Source organism: Paenibacillus taichungensis (assembly GCF_013359905.1).
Classification (GTDB): Bacteria; Bacillota; Bacilli; order Paenibacillales; family Paenibacillaceae; genus Paenibacillus; species Paenibacillus taichungensis.
In genome coordinates, this window is the sequence record NZ_JABMCC010000107.1 from 127,909 (window position 1) to 149,112 (window position 21,204).

Sequence of the window (21,204 nt, forward strand, 5' to 3'; positions counted from 1 at the left end):
GAGCTGGTATTGCCATGAATAAAGAGAAGAGTGGATTAGAGAAGATCCTGTCGCGAATTGAGCAGGAAAAAGTATCTGTTGTCGAGATTGACAATTTGATTGATGAGAGCAATCATCCATTACAGTACTATACTGTCGTTCAAAGAGGATTCGGTGGTACATATATCACTTTCCCAAAACATAAGGACTTGCGTCCGGAGGAACATTTATTTGCGCTAGCACATGAATTGGGTCATATCATACTCTGGAGAAAGAGGTCTAATTCAATGAACCAGTGGACGAGAGTATCCAGATCTATGATGAATCAAGGTCATCTTATAGGAATTCTATTGGTTATAGCGGAGGAGATATGTGCATGGATTGAAGGTTATAACGTATGCAAAGAAACTGAGATCGAAACGACCCATTTCATTACTCAATCTATTTATTCATTAGGTACCTACGTAATGTTTATCCCGAGAGTAATATATAAACTAGCAAAACAAGTATTAGGTATCTATTTAGGCGCGTTCTTTTTTGTTAAAGTTGCGAGTATGCATCCTCAAATTCAATCCTATTTTGAACTGTCTGGTGTCTTCACTGTTGATTTTAAATGGGTGACGCCCCTTTTCCAGTACTTAATAATCGTGTTCTTCATTGGACTATTTCTTAAGCAGAGTTATCATTTGATACGCGCCATCTGACTGGAGTGTATCAAACGGTAGCTATACTCAAAAGAAAGGATATTGATATTAGATTGACAGTAAACTCAACTATTCTTAGAATTATCATGTGTGCTACTTTACAACTATAAGAGGTATACATAATTAGCGGTAAAGGAAACACTATCATTACAGTAGATAGTGTTTTTTGAAATGAATCGGAGGATAAAAAATGAAGGATAAACAGGATGTAAGTGCCGGGGATTTAATTAAAGAAACAAGAATTAAAAAAGGGTTGACCATGACTAAGGCAGCTGACCTTGCTGAAATGTCACTTTCGACATTCTCTTTGGCTGAGAAAGACAGTGAAAAGCATCCATCCACGTATGACACCATTTATAAAATAGCTCATGTGTTAGATTTAGATCCTTTAGTATTGATCGAAATGTCACCTCATTTAGACGTCACCGAAGCACCTGATATCGCACTAATTAAAGGTGAGTCAAATGATCCAAAGGTAGTTTTAGCAAGAAGATTAAAAGAATTGCGGAAAGATAAAGGGATGACGCAAAAAGAAGTCCGCAGGATAGTGAATATGTCAGAAATTCGGTTTAGCCATATGGAGTTAGGCCGGTACATGCCTGATGAGATAAAATTGGAACAAATAGCTGAAGTGTTAGGAACTACAGTGAAGTACCTGAGCGGGTTATCAGACATTAAGACCGCAGAGTAATTGGAGAGTTGATATTATCAATTGCTATACTATATTTAAGGTTATCAGATTATCAATTAGGGGGTTACGTGATGGATGAGGAGAGACTGCGGGAGATTGAGAACAATATAATCAATAATCCGAAGGTTGATTTGTTTGTGGTACAGCAAGTTTTGCTGGAATGTGTGGATGAAATTCGAACTCTCAAGAATACAGATACGGGAGTACCAGGGAGGATCTTTGATCCAAGGCAAAACATTGGGAAAACGATAATAATTACTAGAAATACTAACTCTCACGAATTCGAGATAGGGCAAGAGTGCGTTATTGTTGAATGGGATAATTTCAGTGAAGAAGTGGATGGACATTCTGGAGTAGAAGCAATGGCTGTAGGGGATGTAGAATGCGACACTTGGTATGTACTGCATTCTGACTATGATTTTAAATAGATATCCAAGATATATGTAAGAATTAAAAGTAGCCTACATAGCTACTTTTTTACTTTAAAGGTTAAAGAATAAAAAATTAAATCAATTATCATCTTATTTTAAACTGGTAATGGATACTGAAATATTGTTTAGTAATAAATCTTTAAAAAAGCACTAGTACTATGTTATAGGAGGGGTTATATGTCAGAAAAGTTGTTCACACACTATAAATCCAATGCATCATTTCAGGCTTTAATATATTCTAAAATGGACAAGTTTTATAATTTCTACAAATTCTTTATTTTCTTTGTGCTTTGTTTAGTAGTATTGGCACTTCTCACGGGTCTGATTCTTCAAAATACGCTGTTTTATATGATTTTTATAACTTCTACCATTTTCCTACTGCTAGTAATTTATCAACTGATTAGGATATTTGATAAAAAGGCTATGGGAGTACTTAAAAATCATTATTCAATTAAATCAAGTCCAAGTGATTGGAGTAGATATGCTTCCGATGTAAGTATTCACTACGTAACAGAATATTTAATAGAAAATAATCTATACTCACGTTGGAAAATAGAAAGGTTAATTTCAGGGTTTGAAAAGGATAATGAAAAAAACAAGATTCCTCCATTAGTTGCTCCTAGCATTATACTTGCTGTTTCAGTCCCCAATCTCACACAATTGCTATTACATGTTTATACTTTCTTCAATGATAATCAAAATATTCCTCTTTACATACAGAATCAAAGTGGAGCAAAGATTATTGTAAATGGTGTTATTTTTGCGGTAGTGTTTTTTATATCTTTGTTGATAGTTTGGGGAATATCTATATTCAATAGACTTAAAGAAGAGATCCGAGAAGTTTTTCTAAATAATGAAGGTTCTAAGAGAAAAGGGTTAATTTCCACCCTTGAAAGTATTTTGTATCAATTTCATGAAATAGAATCCTAATTTTTGAATATACCAGTGATGAATTAGGTTTTTGGCTCGGAATAAAGACAAGAACTTAATTTCTGTGACAGAAATTGATTATTTTGTATTGAGCTTATAGGGGGGAAACATCATTATAATTTTTTTTGATGTTTTCACCAAGCTAAGAAAATATCAAACGATATCAAAATCCTAAAGACGAATTATTCAAATATATACTAACCCAAAAGCAAAGTGAGGTATAATCTATAAACTCTGTAAAATTACCATTTTTCATTAAATAGTAAATCAAAGGACAACGCGAGCATCACACTGTACGCATCAAATTGGCCATTTCAAGTAACATGACCCGTTTTGCCATTCGATAATTCCGAAGTACTCATTACTTGAAACATCATTTATAGCCATATATGCTTCTGAAAGTATATGTAATAGCTGTAGCATTTTATCGGCTCATACTAGCAGTAGTCATCTAGAAGCGAATTAACCATTTTAATCGCTCAAAGATACCCGATTACGGTTAACGGTTGTCCACCAATATATACAATACAGGTGGTTAGCAATGAAATGGTAAGCTCAGGAGAAATATCAATGAGTTTCACATTTGAGAGGGTTTATTAGTGACTTAAATATATAATTTAATTTAAACCTGATTCTCTTTTCACATTTAAATTAATATCGTAATAGTTTTACCCTATTCAAAATCATACTTGAAATCTAAAATTTAGAGGGACACATTAGGAATTACAACACCATGGTGCGCCAGATCTTGAAATATGTAGAGAATAATCTGGATCATTTGCTAAGACGTACATTGGAGAATTAATAACAAAAAGTAGGAGGAGTTCTTGTGAACGTGCAGTTGGATTTTGTTTCAGATTGGAAGGAAATATGCATTAAACAGATGGAAGATGAAGGTCTTCATTTCACGACTAAAACCCAAAAAGATAGATTAATTATACAATATTTGAACTATAGACGTAAAAAGGGTGGTGATCCCCATCCTAGAAATGTTCATTTTTCAAAGGAGTTTTTTTGTCCATCCGCCGTTCAGAATGGGTTAGAACAACTTGTAAATGCAATAGAAACTGGGAAAAATATCTCTCCTTACTTTAGCACAAGAGTAGAGAATATAATTATCTGGACGGTATGTATAATGATTGGGAGGTTCTTCATCTCCATCTTGGAGATCAACCTGATACAAAAAATTCAAAATTCGTAAAGCGTACTAATGAATTGTTATTTCTGATACTGAATCAAAATAGTGCTTATTTTATCAATGTGCTTACTCATAATGGGAACTGGACGAACCGATCTCTTCTCCAAATTGTTTATAATAACTGGCCAGAATTAATTAATCCATACATCATTAATGGTGCCGTGGGTCTGGCTTGGAATTATACAAATGAGCAACACTTCAGACTACGTAAAGCAGGATATAACGTCATTATGGAACTAAGAGACTCGTCCGGTAAATCGTTTGTAATTGGGCCACCAGGACAAGGGATAACTGCGTCAGGTAACTCTTTGAAAGATTCTACCAGATATGATGATATTATTAGCGAAATCTTAAGAATTGAACATATGGTTATGGATAATATTTCTGTTTTTTTAGATGTATGTTCTGTTTCTGAACCTATAAAATTAAAACTAGTGATAATCTCTAATGATTGGTTTGTTGAAGAACAATCTAGCGGAAATATGTGGAAACTGGAAAAGGTTTGTTAACATACTTTAGAACGATGTGTTGGTGAGTCATAAGTCGATTTTACTAGTTAATCTCTTTTTGAAGTTGCCACCTGATGATAACGAATCTAGATATAAAGGTTGCCGCAATCTTTCGTTGCTAACAGCTTATGTAAAATGAGATAAGGGTTATCCCATAGATGCTCTTCTAAGACTTTAAGTACTGTGTTAAGCTCACTATTTGATAGGCAAAGCCCTCGGTTTAATACCTTTAGATTATTTGTATTATCACCTCATTTAGATTTTATTCAAGCACCAGATATTGCAATTATAAAAGGTTAGACAAATGATTAAAAAGTAAAAAGTGCTCTAACAAAAGGTTACGTCTGAAACCTTACAGTGATTTAGAGCTAAGTAGACTCATGCATGAAGGAAAGAAGTTAGAAAAACTAGCTACAACTTTAGAAACTTTTGTGGAATATGTAACTGGCCAAGCAGACAATGAGGTTTTTGGTTGAATCAATCGTTGTGTTGTTATTCTCAATTTTTGTAGTATATTTTGATTAGTCAATTGTTAATGAATTTAAAATGCTCATGATCGTTGATTGATACTATCTTAGGCGAGCGGACGAGAATCGCCCCATTTGGATGTGGGAGATAAAAGTTAACCTTACCGTATCCTCTTCTGGTGGTAGAAAAAGTCCTTATTCATGTTAACAGAATTTTTTAATTGCAACCTTAGTTTGAGCTCGGAACAAGTAATTAAGAAAACCATTAAAAATTTAAAGACAGGAGACGGCTAATGCAGAGAACCTACAAATTCCGATTGTATCCGACCAATGAGGAGAAAATAAACATTCATTTTGTGTTGGAGCGTTGCCGTCTTCTCTATAATCGTTTGCTTGCTGAACGAATCGCTGCCTACAAGCAAATGGGACAGAGCCTAACCTATTACGAACAGAAGGCAACGCTGCCAGAGAGAAAACAATATATTCCTGAACTCAAAAACGTCCATTCCCAAGTCCTTCAACATGTTGTAGAACGTTTGGATACGGCATATAAGGCATTTTTCCGACGCGTCAAGACCGGCGAGAAAGCGGGCTTCCCTAGATTCAAGTCAGAGAGTCAGTACAACTCTTTTACGTACCCGCAAAGCGGGTTTGCCATAGAAGGAAAACATATTCAGCTTTCCAAAATTGGGAAGGTGCGGATTCGACTTCATCGTCAGCCGCAAGGAACAATCAAAACTTGTACGGTCGTGGTCAAGAACAGCAAATATTACGCCTGCTTTTCTTGTAAAGTCGAGAATGAACCGCTCCCATTTTCAGCAAAACAGATCGGAATTGATCTTGGGATTTCCAAGCTTGCTGTTACTTCAGATGGTGAGCAGATCGAGTCTCCCCAATTTCTTCGTAAAAGCGAACAAAAGCTGAAGCTAAAGCATCGTACCATCTCGAGGAAACAGCGCGGTTCTAACCGCCGCCGCAAAGCGGTGAATGAGCTGGCCAGGCTTCATGAGAAAGTTTCCAATCAACGTAAGGATTATGCTCATAAACAGTCACGAAAGTTGGTTAATGAATATGGATTCATCGCTTTCGAGAATTTGGATATACAAGGAATGGTCAAGAATAATCATCTAGCTAAAAGCATTGCAGACAGCGGATGGAAAGGACTTGTTCAATTCGTGACGTACAAGGCTGAAAGTGCCGGTCGTCAGGTTGTACAAGTGAACCCATCGGGAACATCGCAGCAATGCTCAAACTGCGGAGAAATGGTCAAGAAAACACTCGCTGTACGTGTCCATCAATGTTCGTGCGGATATGTTGCGGATCGGGACGAAAATGCAGCGATTAACATTTTGAAACTAGCTTTGAATAATGTATCATAGCCAAAGCAATTCAATCAGGCTAGGAACTAGCCTTCAAGGAGGGACGAGGGTACGAGTCCCGATGATTTGAGAAGCCCTCCATGAATTGGAGAGAGGTTCACTATAATAGTTATGCGTATATTTAAACTATACTTAGATATTAATTTAGAGTAGCTCGTACTGATTGAGAGTGGGGAACATTATAATGAGTTACTGGATGCAAGTGGCTGTGTCACTTGTTTTATCAACTTTTGAGATCACAACCATTTTGATCTTAACGTTTGTGTTGTTCCGTTTCAAATTGAAAAGATACGTGATATCTATGTTGTTAATCGGAGCTGTTCTTTCGTACTGTTCGTATGAGATTAGAGAAGGGTTTCGTCTACCTCTAATAGTAGATACGAGTTTTCAAGTCGTTGCATTATATCTTATATTTCGTTTCATTTATCGAATAGGTTATTTTTATTCTTTTGCTATGATGGCCAAAGGGGTAGCGCTGTACATGGTAATCAACTATGCGATTAGTAAAATTACATTTTTCTCAATCCAGGATTCCACATCAGCATTACACATGAGTTCATACATCCTACAGTTATCTACAATACTATGTGGGCTTATAGCTGCTTACCTGATGCGACGGTTTAATATTGGGGTATCTTATGTACCATTCTCATATAAAGAAAGAGTGATTTACAAAGGGGCTAATAAGCTTATTTTAATCACAGGTTTTTTTGCTACGTTAGTGTTCTGTTCAACCTTAATCAGTATCTATTTACATTGGGACAAGATTTTATTGATGTCAATGATAATCATGTTTATATTATTCATTATTCTAATGCGGTTATCTTACGTCAAAGAATATGATGATCAAGATGGGTAGGCTTTGAAATCATGAAACAAATTGAAAATAGGAAGAAGACATAGCTTCGTGTATGTCTCTTTATAATGATAAAGAAATTTGTATGGGGAAAAGGCACTGAAGGCTGGTTTACATAATTATACATTCAAGAGATGACTGCTTCATATCACTGAACATATATATTATACTACCTTAAGTGGGTAGAGACCTCTAGTTAGCCAGTTGGAAGAATTAGCTACTCTCACCGTCTTATAAATGGGAGGGTTTTACCAACTTTGTGAAAGGAGTATAAGTATGATTGATTCTGATCAAAGAGAAGTGGAATATATAGATAGGTTGTTAGTCTTTAAGTGGGATTCAAAGACAAACGAAACCCAACCTAAGCTTATCAAAATGAGCGATATTTTGTTTTTCTCTACAGATGATATTAACGGCACAACAATTTTTGCAGTGACCAATAATGATGAATATCTGATTCGAAGTTCACTTAAAGAATTGAGCCAATTACCTGGTTTCTATAAAACAGATCGCTCTTATGTGGTCAACTGGAGCCAAGCTTCCTCTTTTGATCCTAAATGGAACCAATTAATGTTTAAAAGTTCTGATAAGAAGGTGAACGTGGCGGGGAGCTACTTCAGAACCCTGAAATCAAAAATACTGGCTTTGCCCAGACATATATAAAACACTCCAATTAGGAGTGTTTTTTTTACATAAATAGAGATATTAACATAAAAAGTAGTGGTCTATAACATATGAGACTTTGGATGTAAACAACAGTTTACAGGTGTGAAGAAACATAGAACATTCATTATACGGGTGTTAAACTAAGTACATAGGTTTCATCTTTTCGTACATAAATTAAGGAGGTTTTAGTTTTGACGTTATTAACATTAGTGTATGACCCGGCTGAGAACGGTCAGCTCACTAATCTTAAATTTGAAGATATTTTATATATTGAATCTGTAAACCGTATTATCACTTATCATCATAAAAACGGGAAAATATATACTGCACCTCACAAATTGGAAGACTTCGAAAAAAGTATCGCTCTAAAGAAAATGAGATTATTTAGACTAGATCATCGAAATTTCGTTAAACTCACTGCAATCAAAACTTATGATAAGAAAAATGGAATTGTTCAATTTAATACTGCTAATAATACTTTTGCTCACATAGCAGAAAAAAACTCTGCTTTTCTTAGTCTCTCTCTAGATATTATTGAAGAACCAGCAGCTTTATTTGCTCTTGTTATAAAGGAAGATAAAGAACTAATGAATATTAATATTAAAGACTGCTTTAAAATAGAATCAGTTAATCGCATCGTTACATATCACCACCTAAATGGATGCATTTATTCGGCTCCCCAAAAACTGAGAGATTTCTCCTTAAGTCGTATATTAAGTTCATTGGGAATAGTTCGACTGGATCACCGTAATTTTGTAAATCTAAATTACATTCGTTTCTATGATGTACAAGAGGGTGTTGTTTATTTTGAAAAAGAGCCAAAACTTTGTAGTCAAAAAGCTCATGTTGCTGCAAAAAATAGGTTCTTCATAGAGACTCATTTACAATTGAAGGAAGTTTAGAATTATAAAAAGTGAGTGTTAATGTGGGAAAATATCTCATCAGTTCATTTGAGCTTTTTACAAATTAATTACTCATATATGAGGGGAATTCATAATTTTGATTTTTCTAAACTATTTACTCAGCACATAGAACAAAACATAATAGATTCACTTTAATCAGTAATTAACTTGAGCACTAATTAAAGCTTTAGAAAGCTAAAATGAGATACTAAGAATATTTTAAAGGAGATAAGTATGTCATCACACAATTTCAGAGATAAACACCAGGCAGATGTTTTCAAGGAAAGACTACAGAGCCGACTAAAGAGATTCAATCCGGAGGAGTACTCTCTTTTTGTTGCCAAAATGATAAATCATATTTTTAATGACAGAAGATTTATGGCTAGGTATCCCATCCATTTTCTCTTACATTCCATCCAGTCGAACGCTTTGTATCATCATAAACATAGGCATGACCCAGTTGATTTAAAGGCATTAAATAAAATTATGAAACATTATACTCAGTACTACGATCCAATTGCTAGACAGTTTTTGTCTGACATAGATGGAGTTGTACCGTTTTTTATCAATATGGCCAGACAACAATTTTATTTACAACAAGGGTTTGGTGTAGATTCAATAGGCAGATCTTTAATGTTATTTGATGCTAAGTACTTTAAGAAAAGCGAAACTTATATAAAAGCAAAGTATGGACTGACATTTTCTCAATGGTATTATACGGGATTTGCTCTTTATGCAGGATTGAATAATAAAGAACTGAAAATTCTTGATAAAACATATCTTTCCTCTTTATATGGTGACCACATCAATGAAACTACAACCGATTCATTTTTTGATATCGTGTCTACGGATACTGAGGGAATTAAAGCAATTCAAAGTGAAATTATAACTAAAGTAGGTGAGCTACAAGGATTATTCTATGACACTTACCTACAGGGAGCTTTTAATTCCAAGCCATTATTGAGATTGAATAATGGTGATTATCTGGCTGTCCATCAAGAGTTGTTCATGAGAAAAGTGATAGAAGGTATTTTTGATATCTGTAAAAAAGAGATCCCAAGCGATTTTGGTATAGAATTTGGGAAATCTTTTGAGCAATATGTGGGATTAGTACTAAGTAGGTTTTTACCTGGTTGTACAATCATAAATGAAAAAGATGTTCGAAGATTTACAGAAAGGAAAGTCTGTGACTACATTGTTGTCCTAGATGAGTGTATATATCTAATTGAATGTAAGGGTGTAGAATACAGTGCATATATCGCTTCAGAGAATGCGATAAAAAACGATAATTCTACCAAAAAAATCAGTACTGGTCACGAACAACTGACATCTGCAGTAAAATTACTTAGAGAAGGGATACTAATTGATCTGGTAGGAAATATAGAATCGAAAAAAATAATTGCATCTGTAATCACTTATAAGCAATTATATCTAGGCAACACTCAATGGTATTTTGACAAAGTTATTGCTCCCAACATTAAAAGTAAGGAAGTAGAACTAGACTCATTTGATATACGTCCACAAATCTTATCCATTATGGAATTAGAGAAACTATTGCAGTTTAGTAAAGAGAATGCCATAAGCATTTTTGATTTGTTTGCAGAGAAAGTTAGTAAAAATGAATACATTGTGGGTGATTGGGAGTCGTATTTAAAAGTAGAAGATTTTAAATCTGATTTTTTGGTCGAGAAATTTAATGAATTTATGGATACTCTTATAAGGGACGTTTCAGAAAAAGAGTAGATTCGATGAATACGGTGCTATATACAGTTTAAAGATATGCTAGCTAAGAAGGATGTAAAAAACAATTATATAGGCCGTAGAAGAGGTCAAATCCATCATGGGATTGATGGACTTGGCTTGGATTCTGTTGATGCTATGAGGTTGATTGAGTTATACTATAGATAAGAGTATGGAAAGACAATCCAAAATGCTTTCTTTCCATATATGCAACTTCCTGGTTCTCGAAAAGTATTTGCAAAGGACAAAACGCAATTATGGCTTGTAATGATTAGTTCCCCTGCTCCAGGGATGGTACAAAAAACAGAGAAAAAATTGAATAAGATTCGTCAAGGACACATAGATAATATAGATAAGGCTAGTTACGTAGACTATGTGAGTAATAAATGAAGAAGTTCAATCATTGTTGAAAAAAGAGAGTCCGCATCTAGTGGAGCTCTTTTTTTTTGGAGTATGGGTTAGATCAAATTGAAGAATCTAGGGGCTCACCGGATATTTACTTCAGTATCCTTATCAGTCTCTTACCATTCAAAATTGTAACAAGAAGTGATTGCTGTGAACATACATATTGCTTTGAAGTCCTAGAATGGGGTATGACTTGATGTGCTCATCTAGGTTAGGTTATATCTAAGGCCGATGCAACTTACCTTAAGTCATAGAATGGTGATTGAGAATATCCTTGGCTGCTTAGGGTAAATCCTCTGCTCGGCTTCGTCATTGATCATATAGCAATTCAACTTTATATTATAAACAATCAATTAGAGGTGGATACTATGTTTTTCTTTTTCTTTCAATATGTAAGTTTTGCTCAAAAGTATGATATTGAGATTAGTTTAGAAGAAATCAAAGAGTTTGAACAATTTCTAATAAAACAGCCTTTATTGGGTACAAAGAACTTAATTGGTGATAAACTGTTTGAGGCTATTCGACGTCATAAACAATCTGGAGAAGGGTTTATTTTAAATAAGTTCGATGAACAAGGAAACAGAAGGGAACTGTTTAGGGGAAGAAATAGAAAAAGTGATTCAAGTTCAAATTTTATTAATGCTGAAATGTGGACACCTCGATCTGGTTATTCGAGTCATGGGCGGTATAATGCTATAGGGGTGCCGGTGCTATATTTGACGGACGATAAAACTGCCTTACCATATGAAATACATACTGCATATGATGAAGAAGTTGTAATAGTAGAATTTCGGTTAGAACGTAATCTTACATTTTTTGATATTGGTGAGTTTGATAATGAATTTGAAGGATTTTTCGAGAATACTCGTATAGATAGTCGTCAGTTAAAACACTCATATTTGTTACCAAATTTTGTTGGGGCTTGTTGTAATTTTTTGGGTTATGATGGAGTTAAATATAATGGAACACGCAGTGAAAATCTTCATTATACAAACTATGCTTTATTTAATTATAAAGACGGCGAAGATGTAAGCATAATGGGTGATCCTATTAGTTATAAACAAACATTAATCCGTCGACTTAAGCTCTAGAATAATATTTCTTACTAAGCTATGTTACTTAGCTCTGTTTGTTTCTCAAGATGGCTCAATCTCGAGCTGGAAATCCTGCCTATATAAAATACATGTTTTTTTAATATTTTTTACTATTTGATTAACTGGGTGGTGTATTATGACAATCACATTACAAGAAGCTTATCATATGCTCACAGAGTCTCGACAAAATTATGGAGATTTAAAGAAATGTGAATTTCACATTCACACGCCTGCTTCACATGACTACAGGTTAGTAGCTAAGAAAACATATAAACAACTAAGCGAGAAAGAAATTGTTGAAATTGCATATGACCATGGTATGTTTTCTCAGGATCTCAGGGATTTTATAATGGCTGAACTTGAGTTAGGTAAATATGAAGGTGCTGAATATCAGCATAGTTTACGTAGTACTCCGTTTAGTAGTTTTAAAGAATATCTTTCATATCAATTAATAGCTCATACTCTTTATAAGAATGATATTGAAGTAGCTGTAATTACAGATCACAATACTATTGAGGGATATAGAAAGTTAGTGTTCGCACTGAATGAGTATTTCAGAAATTTAGATCAAGCTAAAAGTCGAATTAAACTTTTACTAGGAATAGAAATATCTTGTTCAGAGCAAATTCACTTAGTTGGAATTTTTGACGATTTTATGATGAAACAGGTAGAAAAACTGATTGAGGAGCACATCCCTTCCAAAGAATCAGGAACCTACGAAACAAGTCTTTCGATGATTGATAAGATTGAGAAAATCGGAGGCATAAGTTACATAGCGCATATTAACTCTAGTAACTTAAGAAATACAACGAGTTTATATAAAAAAACTTTATTTAATCACGTTGCTTTAAACGTCATAGGGCTAACTTCAAGTGATAGAGAGAAACAATTAAATATAATAAACTCATATGGAATTTCAAAACAATTAGATAAATTTTGTTTTATATATGAAGGGGATTCACATGAGATAAACGAAATTGGCAAAAAAAACACGTGGATAAAAATGAGCATAGTCAGTTTTGGATCATTAAAGAAAGCTTTTATAAATCACAAACTCTCTGTCTTCATAGATAAACCAACGAGTACCAATAAAATAATAAAAGGTTTGTTAATTGATCCAGGTAAACATGGATACCTAAAGAAAAAAAACGGAGAAGACCCTTTTGTTATTAACTTTTCTAGTGATCTCAATTGTATTATAGGGGGAAGAGGAACTGGAAAAAGTACAATTCTCAATGTTCTTGAGGTGGTTTTCACACTAGAGGCTAATTCGAAGTCGGTATTACAATTTATAAGTAGAAATGATCTTATCTTCATTCATTTTGTATATTTAGAGAATGAATATCTCCTGAGATTTATACCACAGTTAAAAAAGGATCATATTTATAGTGATTATAAACCGTTCGAAGAAGAGGCTATCATTGAAGAAGTAAATAGTAAAAGAGTTTTATTAAAACATCATTGGATTGAGCTATACCGAACGAATAAGATAGGTGAATCAGTCAATTTCAAAATGATTGATGATATTGATGAGAAAATGGGTATCTTGAATGGAGTTTACAGAAAAAGTTATTCAATCAATAACATTATTGAGCAAATTAACAATGGAAAGATTGGTGAATTCGTTAAAGAAGTTGTGTTTAATGGACTGCCATTTAAAGAGAGAGATATCTTTCTAAAAACATTTGAAAAGTTACCCAAACGACGAATGAGAAAATTTTTAGAAGCTGAAATACCCAGGATTGATAAAAGTATGGATGCACGGAAAGATAGTATTGAAGCAAGCTTAAAAGAATTCAACTCTATTCATAGAAAGCATTTTAGTATTGTATATTCTCCAAAACTTAATAATTCATTCAAATATATAGATATTCTAGTCGGTGATTTCAATAATCGTCAGTTTCTTTCTGGATATAGAATGACCTGGGGCGGAGTCGAGAGCTTCATAGTGGCAATATGTAATAAAATGGACTTTATGAAATTTCTGACTTTACTAATCCAAAATAAGTTTAAAGAAATTGAAAAACAAGTCTCAATACTTTCTTACCAAGCTGATAAAAATCCTACTTTTTATGATGTTGATCAGAATAGAAAATATGTAGAGCAAAAGGATATAACAGAAATATATCGTACAATACGTGATAAGTTGTTATTTGATAGAGAAAGATTAATCATGTGTTTTCAATTGTACTTTGAAGTAATTGATGATTTTTCAATCATGTTCAATACAAGTGCTAAAGAAATCGTTACAACCATCGCCCCGATAATGAAGGATATTAATGAGATCTCTCTAGGTCAGAAGGTTGTGGCTATTCTAACTTTCATTTTTGAATATGGAAAACATTTTAACGATAACACACCTTTGATTATTGATCAGCCCGAGGATAATCTTGATAATCAATATATTTATAAAAATCTGGTAAATAGTCTTAAACAAATTAAAAATAATCGCCAAATTATTGTTGTGACTCACAGTTCCACGATTGTAACTAACGCAGATGCTGAACAAGTTATCATACTAGATTCTGATAGTAGAAATGGTTGGATTGAGAAGAAGGGCTATCCTGACAATGATGTGGTCACGAAACATATTATTAATTATCTAGAAGGGGGAGAGGAATCCTTTAAACATAAAATTGGGATGTATGAGAAGGTTCTCGTTAAAGTGAACAAAAGCTGAAATTAAAGCAATGCACCAATCTCTAGGAAACAGGGCGCTTCCAACCGTCACGGCAAAGCGTTGTATGAGCTGGCCAGATTTCATGAGAAGGTAACCATTAAAGTAAGGATATAAACAGTCACGCTGGTTAATTAATATGGATTCGTCGCTTCCGAGGATGTGAAAATACAAAGGATGGTCAAGAACAGTATTGCGACAGCGGATGGAATGGGCTTGTTCAATTAATGACTAATGGGGGATAACTACATGTTGAATTATCTGGGTATCATTGAAGATTATATCCAACGTCCAAAGACAAACTACGCGCTAATGATCAATGGAGATTGGGGGAATGGAAAGACTTACTTTTTACAAAACGAAGTATTCCCTCGCTTGGAAGAACTGGGGAAGAAACCTATTTACATTACACTTAATGGAATAAAAACTGTTGAAGAGGTTAGTAAACAAATTTACTTTTCCACCAGCTTTCTTAGCAATGAAAAGGTAAAGAAAGTACTTGACTCTAAATCCACAAAATTTATATCAAATCTTGCAAAAATGGCACATAACGCAGCATCAGTGTTAGGTGTATCTGGAAGCGTAGAGAATACTATTGATTATGAAGAATTAATAGGGTTAAACGAGAACGTAGTGCTTTGTTTTGACGATCTAGAAAGGTGTAAAATTGATATTGTTGAAATTCTTGGTTACATAAATAATTTTGTTGAGCATGATGATGCTAAAACAATTATAGTAGGGAATGAAAAAGAAATAAACGATATAAATATTGACCAGAACAACGAACTTAAGGTCATGGCTGCTACCTTATCCCTTGGTTTAGAAGAAAGCCACGATCATAAAAATATCATTCCACGAATAAAAGATTTATTTAGCGAACAGAAAAAATTCGATGTAGTAAAGGAAAAATTAGTAGGGAAGACTATTTTCTTTGAGCCAGATTTTTCTTACGTAATTGGTGAAATGATTAGGGATTATAAGGACAGCAACTTTGAATACTACAGTTTCTTACTACAGAATAAAGATGTGATATCCATTATTCATGAAGTAAGTTTACGTCGAAACTTAAGAATTTTAAAGCATTCTTTAAGTGACTTTTTAAAAATATTCACCACCTTGTATGAAAGTCTAAATAGTAATCATTATTGGAATAGATTGATTATTAGTTATTTTGTTCCAGCTCTTATTTTGAGTATTGAGCACAAGGAAGGTAAGATAGGGATAGAGACATTGTTAAATAAACTTTCCTCAGTAATTACACCATCTTACCTAATACTCAGCAAAAATGATGCTGCTTATTACGATAAGTATTTAACTGCATTGAATAGCAAACTTGGATATTATGAGTCACAGTATATCACCAGTTATATTGCTACAAGTATTCTCGATGAAGAGAAGCTAATTCAAGACGCCAATATGCTATTATCAGATTGGGATGAGCACGAAAAGGGAAAGGAAATAACATCACTTGAAAAGTTAACTAATTATCTCCTTGAGTTAGACAATGAGGAGTTTGAAGAATGTGTAGCGGATGTTCTTGTAAATGTGGAGAATTCTATATATGAGCTACGCAAGTATAATCGTATTTATAGCTTCTTTGAGACTTTTATCGATGAAGAACTAATTAATATGAGTAAAGAAGAACTAAATAGGGTATTTGACGAAGGGATCAAAGGAGCAGAATTTGATCCAGATACTATTGATGATGATTTACAGCGTTTTTTGATTAGAAATCCGTCTGAAAATCAAAAAATAATTGAAGGCTTAATCCAATCAAAAATTGATGAGGAAAAAAACGATCTGACAAAGAAAGAAATCAGTACACTTATTAATCTGCTCCCAAATAATGTAGGGCAGTTTGTAGATCGCTTTATTCAAAGTTCCAAAGATCCCGCCTACAAAGCTATATTACAATTTGTAGACATGCCTACATTCTATGAGAAAATTAACCAACTAAATAATAGTGATTTACAACAAATTCGATTTATGTTCCAATCTATGTATGATTTTGGTAACCTTAATGCGTACTTTAAATCAGATTATGAAAATTTAAACAAGCTAATCGCACATTTAAAAACTGATCTTGAAAACTCAAATGGGGTTCGAAAATTACAATATCGATATTTTATTGGGAACCTAGAGGAATATGCTAGACGCATTAATCAGTAATAACTATTTTAAAACCTCTATAAACAATAGTTGTTGATGTTAATTCATTTTGGTCCGATATAGACTGAAGTGCACTATATTGTGCATTATAGATTACAATAATGTATTGCAAGAATTACACTAAAGTCGTATAATGAACTTGAGCGAAAGAAATGTAGTTCTTAGTTCTTGTCAAATACTGAATAGAGTGTAGTCTCTAAGAGAGACTACACTCTGTTTTTTATTGGAAGGAGGAAAGGTATCTAGAATCTGACAGTCATAATCCCAATAAGGAGATATCACATGAAAGCTAAGTCGAAGATGTATTTAAAAATGATTATTGGATTGACAGCACTCACTGTAATCGCCACCTCATTTGCCGATAGTAAATTTACGGATGTTCCAGCAAATTATTGGGCTCAAGATACAATCTCGTGGGGCGTAGAACGAAACATCATTCAAGGTTATCAAGATAACACGTTTAAACCGGATCAAAATGTCACAGAAGCCGAATTCATCACGATGTTCATCAATGCTTTTGAAGGTGTTCAAGAGAGTGCAGATACATATTGGGCTTCAGGGTACTATGAATATGCAAAGTCTCATAACTGGGCGATTAAGGGATACGGGAATACCAAAGAAGCAAGTACCAAAATCAATCGGACTCGTGTTGCTGAGATTGTTACTGGTGCTGTAGGAGTTAACTACTCCGGAGATAATGCAATTCGATATATGCTCACAAAGGGGCTGGCGGAAGGTAGAGGCTCAACTCCATCCGTTACAGGTTATCAAGGATCGTCGTTGCTTAAGAGATCCGAGGCTGTACAATTCTTAAAAAACCTGATGGACAAAGGGATAACTGAGGTGAAGGAACGTCCAACTGCTCCTTCCGATCCAAAAGAAATCTCTGCATTACCTGCTGAAAATGGTTCTACTGGTGAGGTAATCCTGAAAGAGTTGAAGAAAAAAGATGCTTCTCCTGACGTGGCAAGAGCCATTGAATTCATGCCTAAAGATGCTGTAAGTGAGCCTTTTGTAAAAGAGTTTTTAAAAGGTGTTACGATTAATAATTATAAAGCATCAATTAGTATTCCAACTTCTATTCCCAAAGGCTATACAGTTTATCTTGCTGGAACAGATGGAACTACAGCGAACTTAACTGTCACGGGTGGAGAAAAGTTGAGTTTTACTATAAAAGATGGGTTTACTCTATTCATGTTTAAGGGTAGTACAGGTAAGCAAAGTGTAACTATCATGAAAAATGGGGATTTATTCTGGGGAGCGAAACACTCATGAATTTTAAAAAAAATAAAAAGTTTTACTCGAAGCGAGCCTTTGTGGCTACGCTTCTTTTAGTTGTAATAATGTCTGTGTTTTTTGCCTGGAGGGTGCTAGCTGCGGCTACACCACCTTCATATGGAAAACAGTTCTTTCCGTATACTCGCGATAGTACACACGTTGTGACAGGTGATTTATCTCCGAGTGGACCAGATCGTCCAGAATTAGAGTATGCACAGCGATCCTCTTATGCACTCTGGTCAGATATCCGATTCAGAGATTTAGTAACCAAAGCATGGAGTGATTCAACGCCTGGCGGGGAGTACAAGGGCGTTATTACCTTTAACATCATCGAGGAAGAGGCTGCGGATGATTTCAATAAGCGGGAAGGATATAACCTCATCCCCCTAAATGAAAACGGTAACTCCTATGAACCTATCAAAATGGTTGCGGAGTGGGCGGACGGTAATCCGGATTACATCATTAACAAAATCAAAGAAGGTTCAGATGAGAGTAACTACTACCTTAGAGCAAGTAATCGTTATTTCGTCGGAACCCCCACCCCCAACAATACCTGGTATAGGCTACCTTCACTCGTAGCCCTCTCGGGCGGTGGATTCAATATGACGACAGATATGGTGGCTCAAACGCCGACTACGAGTGAAAATCGTGGAGTGACGTTTCCATCATTTAAAACCACGTACTCTACAACTCCATGGCCAAAGGTGTTCGCCATCTACGGGGCAGAGGGTAAGGATGAAAGGCAACTCGTGAGCACTTCCAAAGGAAACCTACGGATCAGCACTACGACATCTTCCTATTGGGGGAACAAGCATAAACTGTGGTTTGTGGAAGGGAAATTCTCACAAGAGCAGATTATGGCAGAGATGAATAAAACGACAGCAGCGTCCGGAAAAAAAGATGCTACGAGGTTTGATAGTTTTGCCAAGAATGTGTACAAAGAAATCAGTACAGGTGGTAAACAAACGTTCAGCTACAATACATCGATCCCGGTTACGGACATTAAAAAAATAACCAAAGCGGATGGTACGGTTAGAGACTACACATTGGTAGTAAGTGATGGATACGATCGAATTGCTGTCCAAAACTTTAAACTGGGTGTGTCTGATCCGGATCTGGCGGTTGACCCAAATAGTATTTCGATTACCCCTGCAGCTCCTCAGCCGGCAGGAAGCACAGCGACGGTATCCATTGACGTGCTGAATAACGGTACCAACGATATCGCGAGTACCTATTTATTATGGCGTTGGAACTCAACAACCGCAGTGCAGAAAGTACCGATTGCAAACTTTAAAGCCGGTGACCGGAGAAAGCTTGACATCGAAGTGAAATATCCTAATCATCCAGATGTACTCATTTTTAATATCAATGGGTACAAAGATAATCCACCGAATGAGTCGGATTGGGAGAACAATAGGGCCCAATATAAAGTGGGTACCGGTTCAGTGAACCTGCGAGCGACTGAGATCCGCGTAACGCCATCAAAGCCGCAACCGGGACAGATTGCAAGGTTCCAGGTACTCGTTGAAAACGAAAGCTATACGGAAACAATCACGAACACGTATTTAGATTGGTCTGTTAACGGGGTGGCCAAAGAACGAATTAGCTCCATTACCCTTGCACCACGGGAGAAGAAATGGATAACCGATTTGAAAGTTACAAGTGTTCCACAGGGTGACAAGCTCACGATCAAAGCAGAAATAAATAGTGGCCACAATCGACCCTCCAATGAATATCGAGAGGGAGGCCTAGATCCGTGGGTAGATAACAAGATTGAAAAAGGTTACGACTTGAAGGAGAAGACACTGAATCTCTTTGTTAAGAGTGTAAGCTCCGGTACAGCTACTCAGAGCCAAAATGTGACCACTCGCGTTGAGGTTGGCCGTGAGAATCTTCCCGGTGATGCGATGGAGGCAAAGACTTTCGCTGTTAAGCTCTTCCTCGTTGATGCAAGTGGAAAGGATACACTTGTTGGTACGCAGCAAGTCACTTTCTCTAAACCAGGAGAGAACAAAACCCTCATGATGAGCTGGAATACGGGTGGACGAGACTTAGGGAACTATAACTTGGTCGCAACCATCAATCTACCTCCATCACAAGGGGAAAAAACGTATCAGGATAATCAACTCAGTGCAGGATTCACCATATACGGTCGGGCTACCAACGGTACGTGCAAAGTAACGAATCATACCTCCGACATTTCAGGCACTTATGAATATTGTGCGAGGTATGGAACAGGCTACGACAGTAACGGTAACTCATACTCGTATTGCGCACGATATGAAACAGGTTATTATTATGAATATTTCAACTCCAACTTTAATAAAGCTTTATCCGGAACATTTGTTCAAGAAAATGCAGATGAAATCAATGGAACCGATGTACCGCTTGTCCGGAGTAACAGTACGACCATTAAAGCAGGACAAGGATTCAATTTTGTAATTGACTCGAAATACACGGAGGACCGCGGTAGAACGGGGAACATTTACCGGGCAGTAGCTCATTTCCCTAAAGCAGATGGTACGATCGAGGATATTGAGTTAGTTAAATTATCATCCTCTACGAATCAGGTCCAATGGGGAATACCACTCGCCTGGGTAGCTAAGCATGGTGACGAGGTCATTTATAATGAGGGCGAAAAACCTGGATCTAGAGATCCGGAACAGGACAACTATTACTATCCAGGTGGCCGTGCGTACTATGCATCACTTGCTATGCCTGATGGGATCTATAACATCGGTGTAGATCTATATGCATCCGGAGTTAATAACCTAACACAATGTATCAATATTCAATACACAGTAACAGGAAACTTAATGGACGACTTTTATGTTAGACAAATCATGCCTGAAGATCCGTTTCCATCTGAGCTTTTCCCATCTGGACCAACTATTCCTTGGTTAAATTCAGTGGAAACACTTAATCGGTTGGCTGACTGGGTAAACTTCTCTGAGAATACTATGGATTGGCCGAACTGATTATTTCAATAAGATCTAAATCGTCTAATAGAACATAAAACAACGAAGGAACACTCTTTAATTGAGAGTGTTTCTTTATTTTTCTAACTTATTCAGACAAATCTCCTATAAAGAGTTTGGTGCGATAGTACGAATGGTGATAAACTATGTA

Annotated in this window: 15 protein-coding genes; all 15 read left to right on the forward strand. The window is 35.5% G+C overall.

What is annotated here, in order from left to right:
• Positions 1–14 precede the first annotated feature (14 nt).
• The 15 genes from HP548_RS12505 (at position 15) to HP548_RS12575 (ending at position 21,053) form a co-directional block, all read left to right on the forward strand.
• A complete protein-coding gene (locus HP548_RS12505; protein WP_175381825.1) occupies positions 15–683 on the forward strand; it encodes an ImmA/IrrE family metallo-endopeptidase in 669 nt (222 codons plus the stop codon).
• Between the two features lie 190 nt (positions 684–873).
• Positions 874–1,374, forward strand: a complete 501-nt coding sequence (locus HP548_RS12510) for a helix-turn-helix domain-containing protein (RefSeq protein ID WP_175381826.1) — start codon at positions 874–876, stop codon at positions 1,372–1,374.
• Between the two features lie 71 nt (positions 1,375–1,445).
• Complete coding sequence (locus tag HP548_RS12515) at positions 1,446–1,802, forward strand: hypothetical protein (protein WP_175381827.1); 357 nt, start codon at positions 1,446–1,448, stop codon at positions 1,800–1,802.
• A gap of 180 nt (positions 1,803–1,982) precedes the next feature.
• Complete coding sequence (locus HP548_RS12520) at positions 1,983–2,735, forward strand: hypothetical protein (protein ID WP_175381828.1); 753 nt, start codon at positions 1,983–1,985, stop codon at positions 2,733–2,735.
• A gap of 829 nt (positions 2,736–3,564) precedes the next feature.
• Entirely contained in the window at positions 3,565–3,936 is a 372-nt protein-coding gene (locus HP548_RS12525) for a hypothetical protein (protein ID WP_175381829.1), read from the forward strand.
• On the forward strand, positions 3,864–4,442 hold the full coding sequence (locus HP548_RS12530; protein WP_175381830.1) for a hypothetical protein: 579 nt from the start codon (positions 3,864–3,866) through the stop codon (positions 4,440–4,442). The genes HP548_RS12525 and HP548_RS12530 overlap by 73 nt, the downstream gene beginning before the upstream one ends.
• A 760-nt stretch (positions 4,443–5,202) precedes the next feature.
• Complete coding sequence (locus HP548_RS12535; protein ID WP_175381831.1) at positions 5,203–6,288, forward strand: RNA-guided endonuclease InsQ/TnpB family protein; 1,086 nt, start codon at positions 5,203–5,205, stop codon at positions 6,286–6,288.
• Between the two features lie 1,132 nt (positions 6,289–7,420).
• Entirely contained in the window at positions 7,421–7,807 is a 387-nt protein-coding gene (locus tag HP548_RS12540; protein ID WP_175381832.1) for a LytTR family DNA-binding domain-containing protein, read from the forward strand.
• A 194-nt stretch (positions 7,808–8,001) separates the two neighbouring features.
• The gene (locus tag HP548_RS12545) at positions 8,002–8,712 is read left to right on the forward strand and encodes a LytTR family transcriptional regulator DNA-binding domain-containing protein (protein ID WP_175381833.1); all 711 of its coding nucleotides are present in this window, start codon (positions 8,002–8,004) and stop codon (positions 8,710–8,712) included.
• A gap of 234 nt (positions 8,713–8,946) precedes the next feature.
• The gene (locus HP548_RS12550; protein ID WP_175381834.1) at positions 8,947–10,455 is read left to right on the forward strand and encodes a hypothetical protein; all 1,509 of its coding nucleotides are present in this window, start codon (positions 8,947–8,949) and stop codon (positions 10,453–10,455) included.
• Between the two features lie 770 nt (positions 10,456–11,225).
• Positions 11,226–11,948 (forward strand): RES domain-containing protein, encoded by a 723-nt coding sequence (locus HP548_RS12555; protein WP_175381835.1) that lies wholly within the window; start codon positions 11,226–11,228, stop codon positions 11,946–11,948.
• 139 nt (positions 11,949–12,087) lie between these two features.
• Complete coding sequence (locus HP548_RS33345; RefSeq protein ID WP_175381836.1) at positions 12,088–14,631, forward strand: Spaf_1101 family AAA-like ATPase; 2,544 nt, start codon at positions 12,088–12,090, stop codon at positions 14,629–14,631.
• A gap of 246 nt (positions 14,632–14,877) precedes the next feature.
• Positions 14,878–16,797 carry a P-loop NTPase fold protein gene (locus tag HP548_RS12565; protein ID WP_175381837.1) on the forward strand — a complete coding sequence of 640 codons (1,920 nt, stop codon included), beginning with the start codon at positions 14,878–14,880 and terminating at the stop codon, positions 16,795–16,797.
• Positions 16,798–17,079: 282 nt separating this feature from the next.
• Complete coding sequence (locus HP548_RS12570; RefSeq protein ID WP_175381838.1) at positions 17,080–18,072, forward strand: S-layer homology domain-containing protein; 993 nt, start codon at positions 17,080–17,082, stop codon at positions 18,070–18,072.
• The gene (locus tag HP548_RS12575; protein ID WP_175381839.1) at positions 18,069–21,053 is read left to right on the forward strand and encodes a hypothetical protein; all 2,985 of its coding nucleotides are present in this window, start codon (positions 18,069–18,071) and stop codon (positions 21,051–21,053) included. Before HP548_RS12570 ends, HP548_RS12575 begins: the two co-directional genes overlap by 4 nt.
• Positions 21,054–21,204: the final 151 nt, after the last annotated feature.

Bases quoted from the DNA above. Each gene is read 5' to 3' on its own strand.
- HP548_RS12505 (WP_175381825.1), top strand. From the start codon at position 15: ATGAATAAAGAGAAGAGTGGATTAGAGAAGATCCTGTCGCGAATTGAG.
- HP548_RS12510 (WP_175381826.1), top strand. From the start codon at position 874: ATGAAGGATAAACAGGATGTAAGTGCCGGGGATTTAATTAAAGAAACA.
- HP548_RS12515 (WP_175381827.1), top strand. From the start codon at position 1,446: ATGGATGAGGAGAGACTGCGGGAGATTGAGAACAATATAATCAATAAT.
- HP548_RS12520 (WP_175381828.1), top strand. From the start codon at position 1,983: ATGTCAGAAAAGTTGTTCACACACTATAAATCCAATGCATCATTTCAG.
- HP548_RS12530 (WP_175381830.1), top strand. From the start codon at position 3,864: ATGTATAATGATTGGGAGGTTCTTCATCTCCATCTTGGAGATCAACCT.
- HP548_RS12535 (WP_175381831.1), top strand. From the start codon at position 5,203: ATGCAGAGAACCTACAAATTCCGATTGTATCCGACCAATGAGGAGAAA.
- HP548_RS12540 (WP_175381832.1), top strand. From the start codon at position 7,421: ATGATTGATTCTGATCAAAGAGAAGTGGAATATATAGATAGGTTGTTA.
- HP548_RS12550 (WP_175381834.1), top strand. From the start codon at position 8,947: ATGTCATCACACAATTTCAGAGATAAACACCAGGCAGATGTTTTCAAG.
- HP548_RS12555 (WP_175381835.1), top strand. From the start codon at position 11,226: ATGTTTTTCTTTTTCTTTCAATATGTAAGTTTTGCTCAAAAGTATGAT.
- HP548_RS33345 (WP_175381836.1), top strand. From the start codon at position 12,088: ATGACAATCACATTACAAGAAGCTTATCATATGCTCACAGAGTCTCGA.
- HP548_RS12565 (WP_175381837.1), top strand. From the start codon at position 14,878: ATGTTGAATTATCTGGGTATCATTGAAGATTATATCCAACGTCCAAAG.
- HP548_RS12570 (WP_175381838.1), top strand. From the start codon at position 17,080: ATGAAAGCTAAGTCGAAGATGTATTTAAAAATGATTATTGGATTGACA.
- HP548_RS12575 (WP_175381839.1), top strand. From the start codon at position 18,069: ATGAATTTTAAAAAAAATAAAAAGTTTTACTCGAAGCGAGCCTTTGTG.